Genomic DNA, 15,312 nt, shown 5'->3' on the forward strand with positions numbered 1-15,312 from the left:
GCGGCTTCAGAATTGCCTGGGGTTTTTGGCAGCGTGGGCATTGATCCTGCGCACGCTCCATTCCACCGCGTCGCGCATGGTTTTGCCCAGGGCTTCATCAAATGCGGTGACCAGATCCGGAGTCTGGTCACTGGCGGCAACTACAAATTCCTGAAAAGAATCCGAGGCGATGATCTTGTCTTCGAACTCATCAATGATCTTGATGTTCATGCGCACCTCGACCCGAATGGTGGGCGAGTCTTCGGTTTGGCCGACCACGATCCCCTGAAACTCACGCAGGTCCGGCACGATGACGTAATCCGCCCGAAGGCCAACTGTGGATCGGCCGACAGCGGCCACCTTGCCGCTGTTTTCGTAGCTTTCGACAAGCAGCGCCTGGACGATAAGCGGGGCCCGATCAACCCAGCGCGCGCGCGGCAGGTACTGGACCTGCAACGGAGAGGGCTGAACCGCGATCTGATCTGTATTGACGGCCGCCGTCGCGGTTGGTTCCTGCACGACGATTTGCTTTTGGATGCGCGGCAGCGAAGAGGAAAACGTACTTTTCGGCGTCAACAGGTACAAATCGTTTGGCTTGGATGCCTGACGCAAAGTGCCCAGCCCGGTGCACCCCCCCAGCGACACAAGCGCCAGAGCCACAAGAATATGCCTGATCATTGGCGAAACTCCGATGCTTGGGTCCCCAGCAGGAACCGCGCAGGATCACGTTCGACCTTATCCACCAAACGATCCATGCTGATCACCAGACGCTGTGACTCTTCGATGAAACGTGTGAACTGCGGCAGGCCGACGCGCAGGAAATCGGACAGCTGACGGCGGTTGTCCTGCACGATACCGTCGATGGTGCCCAGCAGTTCCGAGGCTGATTTTGACGCGCTGAGGATATCGGCCGAGATGTCATCCAGCCGCTTGGTCACGTTTTGTACGGTGGCGGCCACTTCGTTTGCGGCGTTTCGGACATCGTCCATCACCGACCCGATATCTTCATTGATAACCTTGTTGGCCGAGTCAAAAGCGCGTTCAGCCGAGGTTAGCGTACCCTTGGCGCTGTTCATTGCAGCGGTGATGGACCCCAGAGTCTTGTTGGCATTCAGGAAAGTTTCGGTAACCGTCGCCAGCGCCACGCTGCCTTCATCCGACAAACCCGACAGACGTTCGGCCAGGGCCGATGCCTGTTCGATGAAAGGTTTGAGATCCTGCTGGATCACCCGGTCGGCCGTTTCGATTGTACCTTTGGCGCTGTTCAGCGCGGCGGTCGCGGATTCCGAGGCGGTTTTCACGCTTTTCAACGTGTCCGTGCCGGTGGTCAGCGTCGTTTCGGCGGTATCGGCCAGCTTGTCCAGCCGATCCGTAAAGTCGCCCAGCTTTTTCGCCGCACCACCCAGATCGGTGGACAGGTTTTCGAAATCGGACAATGTCTTGTCCAGCCTGCCGGACGCGGATGCCAGGTTCTCCAAGATGTCGCTGACCGATTTACGGTTCCTGTCGTCGACCACCGCATTGAGGTTTTCCAGCAGGGTCACCGCCTCGTCCAGCACTTTCGGTGCACCCTCAAACAGTGATTGAATGGTGCTGCGTTTGCTTTGGATCACACTGTTCTGCGGCAGCTTTTCACCGCCCGGGGACCCGCCGGACAATTCGACATAGCTCACGCCGGTCACGCCAAGCGACTGCAATTGCGCAATCGTGTCCTTGGTCACCGGGATGTCCGCATCGACCTCAAGTTTCACCCGTACTTTCGACGGGTCGTCGTCGTCCAGTTGCAGTGAAATGACCTGACCGACCGGCAGGCCGTTAAAGCTGACGCCGCCCGCAGCCGACAGGCCAGACACGTTGTCAAACAGAACATCGTAATAGGCGTATTGCCGCGAAACCTCGAATTTCGCGAGCCACAGGAAGAAGCCGAACGCGCCAAGAATACCCGCAAGGGTGAATGCTCCGATCAGGATATAGTTCGCTCGGGTTTCCATCGCCTTTACCTGTCCTGCCCCTTCTCTTGCGCTGCGCGCGCCCGGGGGCCGGTGAAGTATTCCTGCACCCAAGGATGGTCGACTTTGGTCATTTCTTCAATCGGCCCTTCAACCAGCACGCGTTTTTCTGCAAGAACTGCGACCCGATCGCAAATGGCGTACAGGCTGTCGAGGTCATGCGTGACCATAAACACCGTCAAGCCCAAAGCATGCTGCAACTCACCGATCAATTCGTCATAGGCGGCGGCCCCGATCGGATCCAGCCCGGCGGTCGGCTCGTCTAGGAACACGATCTCGGGGTCTAGTGACAGGGCGCGGGCCAGAGCCGCGCGTTTGCGCATGCCCCCGGACAGTTCCGACGGAAACTTGCCGCAACTAAGCTGTGGCAGTCCGACCAGGCTGATCTTCAGACTGCCAAGCGCCTGCATCAGGTGTTCACTGATGCCTGTGTGCTCGCGCAGCGGTGCCATTACATTCTGAAGGACGGTCAGCGATGAAAACAGCGCCCCGTCCTGGAACGCAACACCCCAGCGTTTTTCTATGCGACGCCGTTCCTGTTCCGGGCCGTTCAGCACATCGACCCCCAGCACCTCGATGCTGCCGGCGGCGGGTTTGTTCAACCCCACGATGGTGCGCAGCAATACCGACTTGCCCGTACCAGAGCCGCCAACGATGCCCAGAACCTCACCGCGCCAGACATCCAGATTGAGGTCTTTGTGCACCACCTGCGGCCCGAACTGGTTGGTCAGATTGCGCACGCGGATCACAGCCTCGCGCTGCGCGTCGGTCTTAGCGGTCTGTTCCAGCACGGTTCCGTCCATGTCAGACCCCAAGCACCGAGAAGAAGATCGAGAACAAGGCATCCAGCGCGATGACCATGAAAATGGACTGTACGACCGACGCCGTTGTTCTTTCACCGACGCTTTGGGCCGATCCCTTGACCTGCATCGCCTGCCAGCAGGCGATGACACCGATAACCAGCGCAAAGAACGGGGCTTTGATCATGCCGATCGCCAATTGCCAGACGCCGGTGTTTTCCTTCAGCCGTGTGGCGAACATGCCGGGGCTGACGCCAAGGTCGATCCAGCTCATCAGCCCGCCGCCGATCAGGGCTGCGATGTCGGCGATGAAACCGAGGATCGGCAGGGTGATCAAAAGGGCCACGACGCGCGGGATGACCAGCACTTCGATGGGGTCCAGACCCAATGTGCGCATGGCGTCAATCTCTTCCTGCACCTTCATCGAGCCGATGGACGCGGTGAAGGCCGACCCCGACCGGCCCGCAACGATGATGGCGGTCAGCAGAATGCCCAATTCCCGCAGAACCGAGATCGAGATCAGTTCGACGACAAAAATCTCGGCCCCGAACTGTTTCAACTGGGTGGCCCCCTGAAAGGCCAGCACAACGCCGATCAGAAACCCCATCAGGGCCACAATCGGTATCGCCTTGAACCCGGTCTGCTCCATTTGCGAAACCAGAGCCGCACGGCGCAGTCGCCACGGCATCACGATTGTTCGGCCAAGCCGATGCAGCGTCAGGCCCAGAAACCCGATCATCGAAAGCGTGTCTTTCCACGCCCCCACTGTACGGGCACCCACGCTGGCCACCCAATCGACAAAGCTGCGTTGACCTGCCTCGGTTCCGGGTTCGTCAGGTATGCTGTGCGATACGGTGTCGAGCAGCATGGAATGCGCGGGGTTCAGTCCCTTAAACGTGACCCGCGCGCCAACGGCCCGCGCGCGGCGCGCCAGATCGGCAACCAGCCATGCGCCGCCGGTATCCAGCGCCTCAACTTCCGAGAGATCAACGGTGACGTTGCCGCCTTCGGGCTGGAAGGACGCAAATGCTGTTTCAACCCTGTCCAGCGATTGCGTCAGCAACTCACCTGAAATGCGCAGGCAGACACCATTGGCATCGCGGTCCGATTGTATCATTGGCTGCGTCATGGGCGTATGTGATGTGAAACCGCCTTGTGCTGCAACGCATTTCTGCCAAGGGCACGGGAATTGCTGCGATGCAATTGCGTGCAGGTGACAGTTTCAAAAGCGCGGGACAGACATCGCGCGCGGGTAGCGTGTCAGACTAACGATTGTCCGCATCTGACAGGCGTTTTTCTTTGGTCCCGGGCAGGTGCGGTGTTCTGTCCACCTTGCACGCCATGGGCTGACAATCCTGTTGCCGGAATTGCCGAACCACGACAGAGTTCGCGGAAAACCACGACTGTGGAATCAGGGGAAGCAATATGCGGCAAGCCGGAAATGTCCTGTTCATCATCATTGACCAACTGCGGGCCGACTGCCTGAACGGTGCACTGGCGGCGCATGTCGATCTGCCGAACCTGCGTGCGTTCATGAATGAGGCGGTTACGTTCGAGCGGCATTTCTCGGTTACCAACCCGTGTGGCCCGTCGCGCGCTTCGATCCTGACCGGGCAATATGCGATGAACCATCGCTCGGTTCGCAATGGCACGCCTCTGCGGCACGACACGCCTAATATCGCGACCGAGATGCGCAAGGCCGGTTATATGCCGATGTTGTTCGGTTACACGGACACTTCGGCGGATCCGCGGGTCCACGACCCGAACGATCCCATTCTGAAGTCATACGAACAGCCCATGGCCGGATTCAACGAGGTCATCGAAATGCGGCTTGAGGAGTCGTTTCCGTGGCGGTCGCATCTAATGCAAAAGGGATATGTGTTCGATGACTACTGGGACGTGCACAAGCCGGTTTCACCGGATGGCGGCGCGCCGAGGTTGAACGACCCTGCGCTCTACCGCGCAGAAGACAGCGATACGGCCTTTCTGACCGATGCCTTTCTTGACGGAATTACACCGCTTGCCGGTCAGAATTGGTTTGCGCATCTGACATATATCAGACCACATCCGCCTCTGGTCGCCCCGGCACCCTATAACGATATGTACGACCCGTCCGCGCTGCCCCAACCGGCTGGCTTTCCCACAGTTTCCGAGGAACTGGCCCTGCACCCGTTCTTTGGTCCGACAATCGAAAAGCAAAAACCCGTGGATTTTGTGATGGGTTTCGACACTGTCGCGCCGACGATCGAGAACATTCAGACCTTGCGTGCGATCTATCTGGGCCTTGCGACCGAGGTGGACCACCATATCGGCCGCGTCATCCGGCACCTCAAAGACAGCGGTCAATACGATGACACCTTGCTGGTGATCACCGCCGATCACGGAGAAATGCTGGGGGACCGGCACAGCTGGGGCAAAATGACGGTCTATGACGCGGCTTACCACACGCCGCTGATGATCCGGGTGCCGGGCAATCAGGCGCAGGCGGGCGAGATGGTGTCGGTGCCCACGGAATCCATCGACATCACACCGACAATACTCGACTGGGTCGGCCAGCCGATCCCGAACGCGATGGACGGGCGCTCCTTGATGCCGCTGCTGCAAGGTCAGACACCGGCTGACTGGCGCGCCTATTCTTTCAGCGAGCTGGATTTCGCGGACCCGGAAAGCCCGACGCTGTGGCAGGACAGACTGCGGACGGGCAACAGCGACTCGTGCCTTGGTATCCTGCGGGACAACAGGTTCACTTTGGTCGAATTTGCCGCCGACCTGCCGCCGATCCTGTTCGACCACGCGGGCCGGGGAGAGTTGGAGAATGTCGCCCCTAACCCGGACTACGCGGCGGATCTGGCCCGTCTGGGGCGGCAGATGTTGCGGCACCGGATGCGAAACATGGATCATACGTTGTCCCTGCACTCGATCACGGCCGAAGGGCCGAAATCAAAGCTGCGATATTAACCGGATGCCTTAGCGGGCTGGCCCAAAGTGTCGCGTCCAAGACCCCTACACCTGCGACAGATCGGATGTTACGCATATGTCGCAGGGGGATGATGTTGGACATAACCGAACGGCATATCAAGGAAATGACGACCGCGGGCCTGAACCTGATCGGTCAGGCCCTGTCGATCTATGACAGCCAGTTGCGGCTGGTGGTCAGCAACCGGCCCTTTCAAGTGATGTTCGATCTGCCGGACGAACTGGTACAGCCGGGTGCCCTGTTCCGCGACACGATCCGCTTTCTTGCCGCCAAAGGCGAATATGGCGAGGATGCCGATGTCGAGGAAATGGTGGAATTGCGGGTCACGCAGGCGCTGGCCTTCGAACCCCATTATCTGGAACGTGTCCGCGCCAACGGACAGGTCATCTCGGTCGAGGGCGCGCCGCTGCCCAAAGGAGGTTGGGTTGCGGTCTATACCGATATCACCAACACAAAACAGGCCGAGGCCCTGCTGCGCGCCCGGTCCGAGGAACTGTCCGGGCAGCTGCTGGATCGGGCCGAGGAATTGTCGGCCGCAAACCGGAAACTTGCCGCCACCAACGCTGCGCTGGTCGAAGCCAAACGGCAACTGACCGAGATCGAAGCCCGGACACGGATGACAACCGAAATGATGCCCGCCCATATCGCGCATCTCGACGAGGACGGGCGGTATGATTATTCGAACCGGCGCCTCAGTTCTGTGATGCCGGGGCGCCCGTCGGAAATCCTAAAGATGCATATCTCTGACGCCCTTGGTGCCACGGCGTTCGGGCGGGTCGAACCCTATCTGAATAAGGCGTATGCTGGCGAAACATCCGTTTTTGAATTTACCGAGGACCAGGATTCCCGCCGCATTCGCGTGTCGTTCACGCCGGACGGTGAAGGGGGCGTATATGTGATGTCCGTGGATATCACCGAAGAAACGCAGGCCCGTGTGGCGCTGCAACAGACACGACGCCGGGCGATGGCAGCACAGATGACCAGCGGGTTGGCGCATGATTTTTCGAACCTGCTGACCATCATTCTGGGGATGCAATCCCGGCTTGAAAAGATGGATCTGTCCGAAGACGCGCGCGAACTGGTGGCGGCGACGCAGCAGACCGCGCGCCGGGGCGGGCAGTTGCTGAACCGGATCGCGGATATGACCGGGAACCGGACACCCCAGCCGAAGGCGACCGATATGCACGGTCTGTTGGAGGATTTGCGCGTTCTGGCCTCACCATCGCTGCCGCGCGGGGTTGGCCTGTCGGTCGTCAATACCCTGCCGGACGAAGCGCTGATGCTGGATCCGGGCATGGTTCAGGACGCCTTGCTGAACCTTGTGCTGAACGCGCGCGACGCCTGTGGCGGGTTCGGGCAGATCACCATCAGCGCGCACACGATCGGTGCGATCTGGGTTGAGATCACGGTGTCCGACACAGGCCCGGGATTTTCAGAGGAGGCACTGGAAAAAGCCCTGAACCCGTTTTTCACCACAAAAGGCAGCAAGGGTTCCGGGCTGGGTCTGCCGATGGTTTACGACACGGTCAAGCTTGCCGGAGGTGACCTGAGCCTGCGCAACACGCCCTACGGCGCATCCGTGATTCTGCGCTTGCCATACCGACCCGCGCCGCCGGTGCAGGAAGGTCTGGTTCTTCTGGTCGAGGACAATGACGACCTGCGTGGTCAGTTCCGCGAAATGCTCGTGGATCTTGGATTTACGGTGATCGAAGCCACATCTTCCGATGAGGCGCTGGCTTTGACGGCGGATATCAGGGATATCGCGCTGGTCTTGTCCGACATTCGCCTGGAAGGGGCGGGAACCGGGCTTGATCTGCTGGCCCAGCTTCGGCCGGCATTGCCCTGCATCCTGATGACGTCGCTTCCTTATTCCGACCCGTTGCACCGGCAGGCGCTGACGCAGGCACCGGTCCTGCGCAAACCGTTCACCCGGGCACAGCTGTCCGCCCTGATCCGCACCGAGGCCGCCTGATGACGCAACCGCTGGTAACCATTGTCGATGACGAGCCTGAAATCCGGCGCATCCTGACCGAAGCGCTGGAGGATGCCGGTTTTCGGACGCACAGCTTTTCGCGCGCGCGGGAATTCGAGGCATCGCTAAAGCGCGTGACCCCGGATGTGTGCCTGGTAGATCTGTCTTTGCCGGATACGGATGGGTTGGCTCTGGTGCACAGGCTGGCATTGGAACAGGGGGCGGCAGTCATCATCATATCAGGGCGGGCGCAGGTACAGGATCGTGTGACCGGGCTGGAACTTGGGGCGGATGACTACATCACCAAACCCTTTGATCCTGCCGAGGTCGTGGCGCGGATACGCGCCAGATTGCGCGCTCCGCGAACGCAGATGACTCAGTCAGACATTGCCGAATTCAATGGCTGGACCGCGCATTTCGACCGCTACGTGCTTGAGGATGGAAGCGGCGCGGAAACGCCTTTCAGTCACGCGGAAGGCGAGGTATTGCGGCTGTTTCTCGAAAGCCCGAAACGCCTGATCAGCCGCGCTCAGATGCAAGAGGCGTTCGGTGGTGCCGCAGGCGACAGTTTCGACCGCGCCATGGATGTTCGCATTTCACGCCTGCGCACAAAACTGGGCGAAGATCCGAAAAATCCCCGATTAATCAAAACGATCTATGGGGCCGGATATATTTTTCTTGGGGATGTCGAGTGGCGGTAATACGCTGATCCAGATTGTGAACCGCACGATCTGTTATTGGTAATCTGGTGAATTAAGTGTGTGCAAACAATGAATTGAGCGAGGGTCTGGGTATTCACGCCGGCGCATGGTTTGAAATGAATGACACCCGTTTTCATTATCTGAGCGCTAACTATGGATTCTTGGACCGGTCGCGCATAACTAACAGCATCCCGATCTTCCGGCAGTAACCACGCATCTATGCCGCCGGATCAACAGTCTGACCATGTCGCGGCCAGGCATCGAAGCTACAAAAGGTTTTGGAGTTTAGAATGTTCAAAGAAGCCTTGGCTAAATGGCGAACGGGTCATATTGGCCGTCTTCTGGGCGAAAGCCTCCGAAGCCAGGGGTGGCTGTACGGGATTGCCATGATCGCAATGGTCATCGTGGCGGCAACAACGGCCGGTACGGCCTGGATGATGGAAAATATCGTCAACGCAATGACCGAGCCGGAAATGCGGTCGCAAGTGTATCTGGTGGCCGGCGCGGTCGTGGCGCTGTTTTTCGGCAAGGCAGCGGCCTCATACGTTCAGGCGGTGTTTCTGGCCCGCGCCGGGAACCGGATCATCGCTGTTCAGCAAGAGCGGCTTTACGGAAAACTGATCAAGCGCGGTGTTGGTTTTTTTGCGAAAACGGAATCCTCCAGCCTTCTGATGCGCGTGACGCAGGGTGCACAGGCCGCCCGGCGCCTAGTTGACGTAATCGTCACCAGCTTTGTTCGCGACGCGCTGACCCTGGTTGGGTTGGTTTTTGTCATGGTCTACCAGCAACCGCTGTTGTCGGTGTTGTTCTTCGTCGTTGGCCCGGTTGCGCTGTTTTGTGTGCGATACCTTCTGAAAAGCGTGCGTGCGATCATGCAATCCGAGATGCGGGCGCTGTCTGAAATCATCAAGGTTCTTCAGGAAACCTCCGGTGGCATTACAATCATCAAAGTCTTCGCACTTGAAGACCACATGACCCAGCGCATGAACGGTGCAATCAGATCAGTAGAAAACCGCGCCAACTCCATCTCAAAGCTCCAGTCGGTCGCAAGCCCGCTGATGGAGTTTCTGGCCGGGCTCGCCGTCGCGGGTGTTTTAATTATCAGCACTATGGGCATCGCGGGAAGCGAGCCGACAACCGCGGGCCAGCTGATGTCCTTCATCACCGCGTTGCTGATGGCTTATGAACCCGCAAAACGCCTGTCGAAGATGCGCGTTGTCATTGAAACGACGCTGGTTCCGATCGGCATGATGTTCGACTTGCTGGATCAGGAAGAGCCGATGCGTGAAATTCCCGATGCCAAAGAGCTGAGCACCGGACCTGGCAAAATTAGGCTGAGAAACGTGACCTTTGGCTACAAGGGAAAGCCGAGGGTCATCGACAAGATGAACGTGACTTTCGAGGCGGGGAAAACGACCGCGCTTGTTGGGCAATCTGGCGGTGGTAAGTCGACGATCTTCGGTCTGATCATGCGGTTTTACGACCCTGACCGCGGTAAAGTCGAAATTGATGATCAGGACCTGCAGGATGTCACATTCGCGTCCCTGCGCCGGAAAATATCCTATGTAGGGCAGGACACATTCCTGTTCTCGGCAACTGTTATGGAGAACCTTCGCTTTGCTCGACCCGACGCAACCGACGAAGAGGTGATGGAAGCCGCCCGTGCCGCCCACGCGCATGATTTTATTACCAAGTTGCGCAAAGGCTATGACACTCAGGTCGGAGAGAACGGGGCGTTTTTGTCCGGTGGTCAAAAGCAGCGACTGGCGATCGCCCGTGCCATTCTTCGCAAGTCCGAGATCCTGCTGCTGGACGAAGCAACCAGTGCTCTGGATGCCGAGTCTGAGGCGCTGGTGAAAACTGCATTGGACAAGCTGACGAAAAACGTGACCACGATTGTAATCGCGCATCGCTTGTCCACAGTACTAGAGGCAGACAAAATCATGGTCGTTCAGGACGGTGAAGTTATTGAGGAAGGCAATCTTGACACCTTGATCGAAAAGGACGGGACGTTCCGGCAATTGTTCGACCAGCAGTTCAAGCAACCGGTGTCAGATCACGGCTAGAGCGTCCGGCTTAAGGAGAGCGACCCCGATCTGGCAGGACTTTCCGTGAAACAGGGAAGATTCCGGCGTCGTGCCAATTTTTTCGGCTGCCCTAAACGGGCAAACCGCAGCGGCAATCAACTGTCTACTCTCGCAACGCGCGGTCCTTTATTTTGACAACGGGTTGCAGCAAATAGTCCATGACCGTCTTCCTGCCGGACAGGATATCCACTTCGGCAATCATTCCCGGGATGATTTCCACAGCGACGCCGCTGCCGTCCAGCATGGAGTTGCTGGTTTCGATTTCGACAACGAAGACCTCTTCGTCATTTCGCTCGGATCGTGTGATCGTATCCGCGCCGATGCGTGTGATCCGGCCGCCGAGTGCACCGTATCGGGCAAAGTCGTAAGCGGTGATTTTGACCTTAACCGCCTGTCCTGCATGCAGAAAGGCGATATCTTCCGGCCGGACATAAGCCTCAACGAGCAAGGTATCATTCAGCGGCACAATTTCGACCAGTTCTTCGCCGCTGCGCGCAAGCCCTCCGATCGTGCTGCGGTGAACCCGGTTGACGATACCACGCACCGGCGACCGGACCAGAGCGCGATCCGCCCGATCCTGCAGCGCGGGTAATGCTGGTTGCAGCGCTGCCAACTCGGTCGTGGCCAGCGCCAGGTCTGTCAAGGCGGCAGTCCTGAACCGGCTGCGCGCCGCGCGAATCCGGTCATCCACCTCATCCAGCCCGGTTTTCAATCTGTTGGTTGCGGCTTTGGCGCGTGTCTTGTGGCCTTGCCATTCCGCCTCGCTCCGGCGCAATGTCAGGAGGGTCGTTGCCGGTTCCATTTTCTTTTCGACCAACGGTTCCATCATCTCGCGTTCTTCCGCCAGCAGGCGAAGTGTTTCGTCGGCGGTCACCTGGTCCACCAAACCTTCCTCATATTCCTTTTGTCGCTGTTCCCGCTGACGTTCGAGAATGGTGATTTCTGCCTGCAATTCTGACCGGCGCCCCTGATACAGCGCCGTTTCCGAACTGACGACGTCAGGCGCGCCTTTGATCAGTCTCTTCGGAAAGCTGAGGTCTGTGCCGTCGATTTCCGCCTGCAGTCTGTGGGCGCGGGCCATCAATCCGAAGGCTCGCTGTTGTTCCTGGCTGAGTTGGCTGTCGATCTGGGTGGTATCGAATTCCATCAGCAACATCCCTTTTTCAACAACTTGTCCTTCGCGAATGTTCAGCGATCGCAGGACGCCGGGCTCTGTCGCCTCGATGACCTGGATATCCGCCGAGGGGACGATTCTGCCGTCAACGCGTGTGACATCGTCCAGTTCGGTGAATTTTGCCCACAGGCCCAAGGCGATCAGGCAGACGCAGATCGCCAGCAACAGCAGGGACCCGCGTACCGGAGAGCGGCCGCGCATTTCGCGCGCGAGGGCGGCGAGATCAGGATGCCGCGACATTCAAGTGGTTCCTTGGTTTGCGGGCATGCCGTGCAAGCAGGCTTTTTGGTCCATCGGTGCTGACGCGCCCACCCTCGATCACGATCACCCGGTCCACCAGGTCCAGCAGGCTTGTGCGGTGAGTGATGATCACCATCGTCGTATCCCGCGTCTCGTCTTTGAGACGGCGAATAACCTCGGCTTCGGTTTGGATGTCCATAGCGCTGGTCGGTTCATCCAAAAGCAGCACCGGAGGGCGACCTATCAAAGCCCGGGCCAGCGCAATGGACTGGCGCTGCCCGCCCGACAACCCTTCGCCGCGTTCCGCCAGTTTCAGGTCATAACCGTTGGGATGGTGGGCGATGAAGTCTTCGACACCCGCCACCTTGCCCGCGCGCACCAAATCGGCGTCACTCGGGCGGATGGCTCCGCTGTTTATGTTGTCGCGTATAGTGCCCGAAAACAGCCAGACATCCTGCAACACGGCCCCGACATTTCCGCGAAGATCGCCCGGGTCGATCTGGCGGATATCCACACCGTCCAGCATAACCGACCCGGCCCGGGGCTCGTAGAGGCCCAGAATGAGACGCGTGACAGTGCTCTTCCCAGAGCCGATCGGCCCCAGAATTGCGACCTTCTCACCGGGTTCAATCGAAAACGAAACGCCCTTCAATGTGTCCTCGGACTGATCAGGATAGGCAAATTTGACATTTCTAAACGAGATGCGCCCGTTGTACCCGGGTCGACTGATCCAGTTGCGCCCGTCCGGGCGTTCGCTTTCGGCCTGCATCAAAGCATTCAGATTTCGGTAGGCACTGCGCGCTTGGTTCACGCGGGTCAGTGTCTGCGCCAGTTGCCCCAGCGGTGCCAGCGCCCGGCCTGTCAGCATGACAGAGGCAACCAGCGCGCCCATGCTTGCCTGGCCGTCCGTAATCAGAAAAACGCCACAAAAAACAATCAATACTTGCGCCGCCTGCTGCGTGAACCCGGTCAGGTTCAGCGCAAACTGCGTGATTGCGCGGCTGCGGGCACCGTGCATCGACTGCCGTTCGATCGCGCTTTCCCAACGGTTGCGCATTTGTCTGGCCGCGCCGGTCGTTTTGATTGTCTCAAGGCCAGAGACGGCTTCGACCAAAACCGATTGCTTGGACTGACCATCGGAAAAACTGCGTTCGGCAAGGCGGGACAACAGCGGTTGCACGGCCAGTCCGGTCAGCAGAACAACGGGTACGGCGAGGGCGGGGATGATGGCCAGTGGACCACCGACCAGATGGATCACAAAGACAAACAGGGCAATGAACGGCAGATCGACCACCGCGACCAGTGTCGCAGACGTAAAAAACTCACGCAGAGTTTCAAATTCGCGCACCGTACTGGCCATGGCGCCAGTGGATCCCGTGCGCGACTTCATCCGAATGTTCAGAACCTGATCGAACACACGCCGCCCCATTTGCATGTCAGCCTTCTGGCCCGCACGATCAATGAAACCGGCGCGCAGCAACTTCAGGACAAAGTCAAAGCCGAGTGCCAGACCAACGCCCATGGTCAGCGCGATCAGAGATTCCGTGGCTTCGTTCGGAAGTACCCGGTCGTAAACCACCATTATGAATATAGACGTGGACAGACCCAGAAGGTTTGCAAGTGCTGCAGCCAGCGCCACCTGCAAATAGGACCATCTATTTGCGGCCATCGCCGACCAGAACCAGTGGTTCATAGGCGAGGCGTCACCGGTTGAAACCTCTGCTTCGTGGTTTCGTCGAAACAATATGGCATAGCCGGTGTAAACGCTGCGCAGCGTTTCTTCCGCAATTTCGCCGACACCGTCACCCAGATCCGGATCGAACATCAACAGCGAATTGTCGCGGGCGCGACCATGGAGAACGACCGCTCTGCCATCTTTCAGCAACAAAAGCGCGGGTGCCAGGCTTGCGTCAAACGCCGATAGTCTGCGCTTGCCATACCCGACCTGCAATCCGACCCGCCGCGTCACTTCGATCGCGTCGCGCAAGGTCAACTCCTCGGAAGGTCCGGATTTAATCGCGTGCAACGCGGCCGTTGTCAGTGGCCGGTCCAGATAAGCAGCAACGTGCAGAATGCAGGTTTCCAGGGCGGACATGACGGTTGTCGTCGCAGCAGGGTTTGGCTGTGTCATGGTCCCTCGCTCTGTCTGATCATGGAAACCCCGAGCAGGTCCAGAATGTCGCCCGTCAGGCTCAGCACCGCATAGTTGGTCAGGAAATAGCTTTGTTCGGCCAGAATCAGCCTTTCCTGCGCGTTCACGTAATCGCGCTGCGCATCCAGAATATCGATCAGACTGCGCCGCCCGATGGTGAATTGCGCCCGCGCAGCGGTGACACTGTCGGCGTTGGCCTGAACGGCTATCCTCGCCGCCCGCAACCGTTCCGCGCCCGCCAATTGGTCAGAGCGGATGAATTCCAGTTCTCGCTTGATGTCCCGGACTACGGATTCCCGCGCGAATTCTGCCTCCTTCACCTGCGCTTCTGCCGCAGCTATGGCGGCGCGGTGCTGACCTGTGCTGTCCAACTCGTAGTTGAAGGACAGATCGACGCCAAAATTGGCGTCATTGGCAGCATCCCGATCCGCGAAAGCTGCAATCTGAACGTTGGGTCGGCGCCGGGCAAGCGCGGCTGCCTGATCCGCTTTGGCCGCCAGCAGGGCAGCGTCAGCCCGCCTGACCAAAGGGCTGTCCATCACGATCTGAGTGTCAGTTCGGGACAGCGTCGGGGCGGGGACTGGGGACGGCAGATTTCCCGGTGGAACCGCGAAAACTTCCCGAAATTGCGCGTCAGCCCGGTCCAGCCGCGCTCTGGCATCGGCAAGACGTGTGCGAGCATCCGCCATTCGCGAATGGGCAGCCAGGACGTCCGCGTTGGAGCCGACGCCCTGTGCAGATCGTTCAGTGATCTGAAGCACCAGCTCTTCGTGGACCGCGAGGTTCAGGGTCGAAATGCCCAAAACTCTTCGCCTGTCCACCACAACCACATAGGCTTCGATCGCGGCAAGCGCGGCTGCCGCTGCAGTCTGCAATTGATCGCCCCGGCTTTGCAGAACACGCGCCTTTGCTGCGGCAAGATCACCCGAAGCGGCACCACCGTCATAGACCAGTTGCGAAACGCGCAGATAGGGTGTGACATCCGCTATATCCGAGTCGATACGCTCGGTTCGGGCGTTCAATCCAACCGACATCTGCGGCAGAAACGCGCCCTTCGCGGCGTCTTCATTGGCCGCAGCAACATCCAGCCGTGTGGCGCTTTGCGCCAGATCCGGACTTGTCTCGACAGCCGACCGGATACGTTGCCCAAACCCACTTTGCGCCAGCCGAGGTGACGGGGCGCTCGCACCTGCACCTACCGATCCGGGTGAAAACGACATC

Annotated in this window: 11 protein-coding genes; 4 read left to right on the forward strand and 7 right to left on the reverse strand. The window is 59.0% G+C overall.

The window, feature by feature from the left end; genetic code table 11:
- Window positions 1-6: 6 nt before the first annotated feature.
- From ACXAC3_RS21395 to ACXAC3_RS21410, 4 genes are read right to left on the reverse strand one after another with little or no spacing between them, the layout of a single operon-like run.
- On the reverse strand, window positions 7-657 hold the full coding sequence (locus ACXAC3_RS21395; RefSeq protein WP_475164682.1) for an ABC-type transport auxiliary lipoprotein family protein: 651 nt from the start codon (window positions 655-657) through the stop codon (window positions 7-9).
- Window positions 654-1,970, reverse strand: a complete 1,317-nt coding sequence (locus ACXAC3_RS21400; protein ID WP_475164684.1) for an MlaD family protein — start codon at window positions 1,968-1,970, stop codon at window positions 654-656. Before ACXAC3_RS21400 ends, ACXAC3_RS21395 begins: the two co-directional genes overlap by 4 nt.
- 5 nt (window positions 1,971-1,975) lie before the next feature.
- Window positions 1,976-2,791, reverse strand: coding sequence for an ABC transporter ATP-binding protein (locus ACXAC3_RS21405; RefSeq protein ID WP_475164686.1), 816 nt, complete (start codon window positions 2,789-2,791; stop codon window positions 1,976-1,978).
- Window position 2,792: 1 nt separating this feature from the next.
- Entirely contained in the window at window positions 2,793-3,905 is a 1,113-nt protein-coding gene (locus tag ACXAC3_RS21410) for an ABC transporter permease (RefSeq protein ID WP_475164688.1), read from the reverse strand.
- Window positions 3,906-4,213: 308 nt separating this feature from the next.
- On the opposite strand from ACXAC3_RS21410, the gene ACXAC3_RS21415 reads away from it, so the two are divergent.
- From ACXAC3_RS21415 to ACXAC3_RS21430, 4 genes are all read left to right on the forward strand, one after another.
- Entirely contained in the window at window positions 4,214-5,746 is a 1,533-nt protein-coding gene (locus ACXAC3_RS21415) for a sulfatase-like hydrolase/transferase (RefSeq protein WP_475164689.1), read from the forward strand.
- A gap of 89 nt (window positions 5,747-5,835) precedes the next feature.
- The gene (locus tag ACXAC3_RS21420) at window positions 5,836-7,737 is read left to right on the forward strand and encodes a hybrid sensor histidine kinase/response regulator (protein ID WP_475164691.1); all 1,902 of its coding nucleotides are present in this window, start codon (window positions 5,836-5,838) and stop codon (window positions 7,735-7,737) included.
- A complete protein-coding gene (locus ACXAC3_RS21425) occupies window positions 7,737-8,438 on the forward strand; it encodes a response regulator transcription factor (protein ID WP_475164693.1) in 702 nt (233 codons plus the stop codon). Before ACXAC3_RS21420 ends, ACXAC3_RS21425 begins: the two co-directional genes overlap by 1 nt.
- Window positions 8,439-8,728: 290 nt before the next feature.
- Window positions 8,729-10,504, forward strand: a complete 1,776-nt coding sequence (locus tag ACXAC3_RS21430) for an ABC transporter ATP-binding protein (RefSeq protein WP_475164695.1) — start codon at window positions 8,729-8,731, stop codon at window positions 10,502-10,504.
- Between the two features lie 124 nt (window positions 10,505-10,628).
- Here ACXAC3_RS21430 and ACXAC3_RS21435 read toward each other — a convergent pair whose 3' ends face one another.
- Genes ACXAC3_RS21435 through ACXAC3_RS21445 form a run of 3 tightly spaced genes read right to left on the reverse strand, consistent with a single transcriptional unit; the run spans window position 10,629 to window position 15,311 of the window.
- Complete coding sequence (locus ACXAC3_RS21435) at window positions 10,629-11,939, reverse strand: HlyD family type I secretion periplasmic adaptor subunit (RefSeq protein ID WP_475164698.1); 1,311 nt, start codon at window positions 11,937-11,939, stop codon at window positions 10,629-10,631.
- Window positions 11,923-14,070: a type I secretion system permease/ATPase gene (locus ACXAC3_RS21440; protein ID WP_475164699.1), complete on the reverse strand. Its 2,148-nt coding sequence runs from the start codon at window positions 14,068-14,070 to the stop codon at window positions 11,923-11,925. Before ACXAC3_RS21440 ends, ACXAC3_RS21435 begins: the two co-directional genes overlap by 17 nt.
- Window positions 14,067-15,311, reverse strand: coding sequence for a TolC family protein (locus ACXAC3_RS21445; RefSeq protein ID WP_475164702.1), 1,245 nt, complete (start codon window positions 15,309-15,311; stop codon window positions 14,067-14,069). Before ACXAC3_RS21445 ends, ACXAC3_RS21440 begins: the two co-directional genes overlap by 4 nt.
- Between the last annotated feature and the right edge of the window lies 1 nt (window position 15,312).

The sequence above is a fragment of the Ruegeria sp. ABV4_181 genome, assembly GCF_056158465.1.

What these genes read in the sequence shown, in the direction of transcription:
- ACXAC3_RS21395 (WP_475164682.1), bottom strand. Translation starts at nt 657, where the DNA reads ATGATCAGGCATATTCTTGTGGCTCTGGCGCTTGTGTCGCTGGGGGGG.
- ACXAC3_RS21400 (WP_475164684.1), bottom strand. Translation starts at nt 1,970, where the DNA reads ATGGAAACCCGAGCGAACTATATCCTGATCGGAGCATTCACCCTTGCG.
- ACXAC3_RS21405 (WP_475164686.1), bottom strand. Translation starts at nt 2,791, where the DNA reads ATGGACGGAACCGTGCTGGAACAGACCGCTAAGACCGACGCGCAGCGC.
- ACXAC3_RS21410 (WP_475164688.1), bottom strand. Translation starts at nt 3,905, where the DNA reads ATGATACAATCGGACCGCGATGCCAATGGTGTCTGCCTGCGCATTTCA.
- ACXAC3_RS21415 (WP_475164689.1), top strand. Translation starts at nt 4,214, where the DNA reads ATGCGGCAAGCCGGAAATGTCCTGTTCATCATCATTGACCAACTGCGG.
- ACXAC3_RS21420 (WP_475164691.1), top strand. Translation starts at nt 5,836, where the DNA reads ATGATGTTGGACATAACCGAACGGCATATCAAGGAAATGACGACCGCG.
- ACXAC3_RS21425 (WP_475164693.1), top strand. Translation starts at nt 7,737, where the DNA reads ATGACGCAACCGCTGGTAACCATTGTCGATGACGAGCCTGAAATCCGG.
- ACXAC3_RS21430 (WP_475164695.1), top strand. Translation starts at nt 8,729, where the DNA reads ATGTTCAAAGAAGCCTTGGCTAAATGGCGAACGGGTCATATTGGCCGT.
- ACXAC3_RS21435 (WP_475164698.1), bottom strand. Translation starts at nt 11,939, where the DNA reads ATGTCGCGGCATCCTGATCTCGCCGCCCTCGCGCGCGAAATGCGCGGC.
- ACXAC3_RS21440 (WP_475164699.1), bottom strand. Translation starts at nt 14,070, where the DNA reads ATGACACAGCCAAACCCTGCTGCGACGACAACCGTCATGTCCGCCCTG.
- ACXAC3_RS21445 (WP_475164702.1), bottom strand. Translation starts at nt 15,311, where the DNA reads ATGTCGTTTTCACCCGGATCGGTAGGTGCAGGTGCGAGCGCCCCGTCA.